Below are 3,612 nucleotides of genomic sequence, written 5' to 3' on the forward strand. Positions count from 1 at the left end.
GCCATCGCGGGACTGAATGTGGAGGGGCTGAAGAAAAACGCGCGGGATATCAGTCTGCTGAGGTATATGCCGGCCTGACACAGGCTAAGTGTGCCCGGGAATCGGTGCAAGTATAAAAAACAGCCTGTTGCGGTATAAGAATCGACCATGCAGAGAGAGAAAACACCGGAGTGGAGGGAAAAGCAGAAAAGCTCACGTGGCATAAGGCGTGGACAGCGGTATCGTCTGGTTTTTCAATTTCCTATACGTGAACAGGCGGCTGCATTTTTAGGTGTCGTTCCCGTTGAAAAATATTCCGGCACCTCGGTCAGAGGGTGTCCGAAACTGTCAAAAATTGGTCCGCCGGAAATCCGGGCGAAACTGTATCTGGCTTCGTTGTGTGGTCTGAGATTTAACCCATTGATGAAAGCGATGTATGAGCGATTATGCCTGAGAGGTAAGGCCAAAATGTGTGCCATTGGTGCGCTGATGAGAAAACTCGTGCACTGGTGCTATGGCGTACTGAAGACCTAAAAACCGTTTGATGTGGGCTATTTGTCTTCATATGCGCGTAGCGCATGTAAGGCGGCATGATGTAGTTACATATGGTACAGGAGTAACACCGCCGAAGCCCGGCGTAAGCCGGTACGTATTGATAGGTTTCACCTATCCCATCTCTGCCCTGCGAGGCCATGCGGGCTTTCAGCGATGATGAAGTATAGGTAAGCCCTTTTAACCCCGTTAGCGCGGCTATGCCGCGCTGTATCGGGGACTTAGTGCTGACAGCTTGCTGGCAGTACTTAGGGGGCTGTACGTCGGAGTTCAAGCGATTTTTCTTGACAGAACATGGTAGCTGCCAAGCCATACCCGTTTTCAGCTATGACAGAGCTTCTGTGCGCGGTCGGAGCCCGACAAGGGTTTACCCGCAGTCGGGGCGTATCTCCGCGTTAGCGGGCCGTGAGGGCCGTGAGGGCCGCTTACGAGCGTGTACTCGATACGTCCAGCCAGAGGACTGACAGCGATGATAATATAGTTACAACATTCATAATTAAAAGCGACTCTGTTCCGCCCTTCGGGCCGGGGCGGGGCCGCTTTTCAGTTATGAGGGAGGGGCTTTGTGGTTTCAGTTCTGCGTCGGACTTGGGTTTTTTAGGGGTTTATGTTTGCATGTTGTAACTAAACCGGCTTCGGTCGGGGCCCGCCGCTTGTGGTGGGAGGTGCATATCTGTCTGTCCACAGGACAGGCAGTGAACAGGTTTTCTTTTTAAATGAATGTAATTAAGTAGTTTAAAGGAGATATAAACAGGTGTTTAAAAGATACATTGCACCCTGTAGGGCTGACGGCTGGCGCTTTATGACGTGAACGGTTGTAACCTTATGGTGAAGTCCCTTGCAGTTTAATGTGGATAAGCAAAATTCCCCGTCTGTGAGGCGTGTTTTGTATCAAAAACAGGGGGGACCGGATGCACCAGAAGGTGGATGATGAGGTTGTTTTTTGTATGTAGCGCTGATTTTTTGTGCACTGGCGGGCTTCAGGCGTGCGAATGCCTCCGGCGCGTGCCGGATTATTCTGAGGAGGTCACTTTCAGGGGGAAGCTGTGGCCAGCCGGCTGTAATTACGGTTACGTGACAGAATCATGCGCTCCTTCACACGACGCTCCACTTCACGTTTTACCGCCTCACGACTGGCAGTGAAGCGCCCTTCCGAGATTTCACGCGTCAGTTGCCGTTTCACCAGGGTGACAATATCCTGACGCTGCCTGTCCGCATCACGACGCGCACGGGCACGCTTCATTCCACGGGACTTAAGCTCTGTCTGGTAACTGCGGAAACGCTCACGAACAAAACGCCAGGCTTTCGCCATCAGTTCATCCATACCCAGGGTATCCAGCCCCTGCTTTTTGCGCTGTCTGTTTTCCCATTCCACACGACTGCGGCGCGCGGCGGCCACTGCCTCCTCTGATACATCGAGGGCAGCAAACAGTGCAGATGTGAACGTGATATCGGTCGGAATGTAGCACCCGATAAGCGGGTCATATTCCGTCTGGTAGGTAATCAGTCCCAGCTCTGCAAGGAACGTCAGGGCCCGGGTGGCCCGGGTGATGGAGAGTTTTCCGGCAGCAGACTCCGTCGCCAGTCCGCACTCAATGGCCAGCGTGGTGATGGAACACTGGACGCGGTTGGCCAGTGGGTCATAGTGAAAACACAGCCCCTGCAGCAGCGCATCAATGGCCCGGCGACGTAGTACCGGTGGCATGCGCCGACGCAGACCAAGCGAACGGGCATGTGCCACATGAATGGCGAAATCAAAACGGGAGGTGAAGCCCACCGCCTTTTCCATCAGTTTCCCGCAGAACGGAAGCGTCCGGGCACCTTCACGGGGTGTGAACACCGGATTCGGGTTCTTTACCTGGCGGTAATAAGTTTGTTGAAGATCAGTCACACCATCCTGCACTTACAATGCGCAGAAGGAGCGAGCACAGAAAGAAGTCTTGAACTTTTCCGGGCATATAACTATACTCCCCGCATAGCTTGATTGTTGGCTATACGGTTTAAGTGGGCCCCGGTAATCTTTCTGACTCGCCAAAGTTAAAGAAGATTATCGGGGTTTTTGCTTTTCTGGCTCCTGTACATCTACATCAGAACCAGTTCCCTGCCACCTTATGGCGTGGCCAGCCATAAAATTCCTTAAACGATCAGTAATCTAGCATGCTACGCCACAAAGTAAAGTCTTTACTTTAGTATATCCAGTCTCTGCAGTTCATCTTTGATGATTTTCTCAACGAACTGAGCCTGTGTTATCCCCTCTCTCTCGCAGTACTCAACCATGAGATCTTTCAGAGGATTTTTGACAAAAACTTTTATCTCTTTGTGTGTAAGACGTTTTCTTGCAACAGCGGCCATTTGTTTCTCAGAGTCAGTCATAGGCTTACCTCTGCGCACAAACCGCTTTTGACTCAATGAGGAAGTCACTGCATTTTCTGTCTGCGACATCTCGCCTCCTCAATACTCAAACAGGGATCGTTTCGCAGAGGATACTACAGTTTTTTGAAATCAGCGACTTGAGAATTGTGGCGAAGATCTGTGTTGGCGCACAAATCAACGGGGATTACTGTCGTTTAATGTGATTTAAACTGTGAAATAGTATGGTTTTCAGTTATGGAAACGCCGGGAGCGAGGAAAACTTGCTTTTTCCCGTTTCCGGGGTTGGACAACTGAGCAACGTGAAGGCGTCAGCTACGATGTTCCGGTGACTGCTGATCAGCCCCTGTTGAACCGCCCCGGGAATCCTGGAGACTAAACTCCCTGAGAAAGAGGTAAACAGGATGACTAAAAATACTCGTTTTTCCCCCGAAGTCCGTCAGAGGGCGATTCGTATGGTTCTGGAAAGTCAGGGCGAATATGACTCACAGTGGGCGGCAATTTGTTCCATTGCCCCAAAGATTGGCTGTACACCGGAGACTCTGCGTGTCTGGGTACGCCAGCATGAGCGGGATACCGGAGGCGGTGATGGCGGGCTCACCACCGCTGAACGTCAGCGTCTGAAAGAGCTGGAACGTGAAAATCGTGAACTGCGCCGCAGTAACGATATCCTTCGCCAGGCTTCCGCTTATTTTGCGAAGGCGGAGTTCG

Annotated in this window: 5 protein-coding genes and 1 pseudogene; 3 read left to right on the plus strand and 3 right to left on the minus strand. The window is 51.7% G+C overall.

Annotated elements, in window-relative coordinates:
• Both BHE85_RS27470 and BHE85_RS12145 read left to right on the plus strand, forming a co-directional pair.
• Window positions 1–78, plus strand: a 78-nt coding sequence (locus tag BHE85_RS27470; RefSeq protein ID WP_242412314.1) for a hypothetical protein, incomplete at its 5' end; no start/stop codon positions are given.
• Window positions 79–237: 159 nt separating this feature from the next.
• A pseudogene (locus BHE85_RS12145) lies at window positions 238–513 on the plus strand (transposase); the annotation flags it as partial.
• 1,051 nt (window positions 514–1,564) lie between these two features.
• On the opposite strand, the gene repA reads toward BHE85_RS12145, so the two are convergent.
• From repA to BHE85_RS12170, 3 genes are all read right to left on the minus strand, one after another.
• Window positions 1,565–2,422, minus strand: a complete 858-nt coding sequence (gene repA, locus BHE85_RS12155) for an incFII family plasmid replication initiator RepA (RefSeq protein ID WP_000130973.1) — start codon at window positions 2,420–2,422, stop codon at window positions 1,565–1,567.
• The gene (gene tap, locus BHE85_RS12160) at window positions 2,415–2,489 is read right to left on the minus strand and encodes a RepA leader peptide Tap (RefSeq protein ID WP_001365705.1); all 75 of its coding nucleotides are present in this window, start codon (window positions 2,487–2,489) and stop codon (window positions 2,415–2,417) included. The genes repA and tap overlap by 8 nt, the downstream gene beginning before the upstream one ends.
• Window positions 2,490–2,712: 223 nt before the next feature.
• Window positions 2,713–2,973 (minus strand): replication regulatory protein RepA, encoded by a 261-nt coding sequence (locus tag BHE85_RS12170; protein WP_000083819.1) that lies wholly within the window; start codon window positions 2,971–2,973, stop codon window positions 2,713–2,715.
• Between the two features lie 332 nt (window positions 2,974–3,305).
• Here BHE85_RS12170 and BHE85_RS12175 point away from each other — a divergent pair.
• On the plus strand, window positions 3,306–3,612 hold a 307-nt coding region (locus BHE85_RS12175; RefSeq protein WP_032219445.1), incomplete at its 3' end, for a transposase.

The sequence above is a fragment of the Shigella sp. FC1567 genome (assembly GCF_001743015.1).
Classification (GTDB): domain Bacteria; phylum Pseudomonadota; class Gammaproteobacteria; order Enterobacterales; family Enterobacteriaceae; genus Escherichia; species Escherichia coli.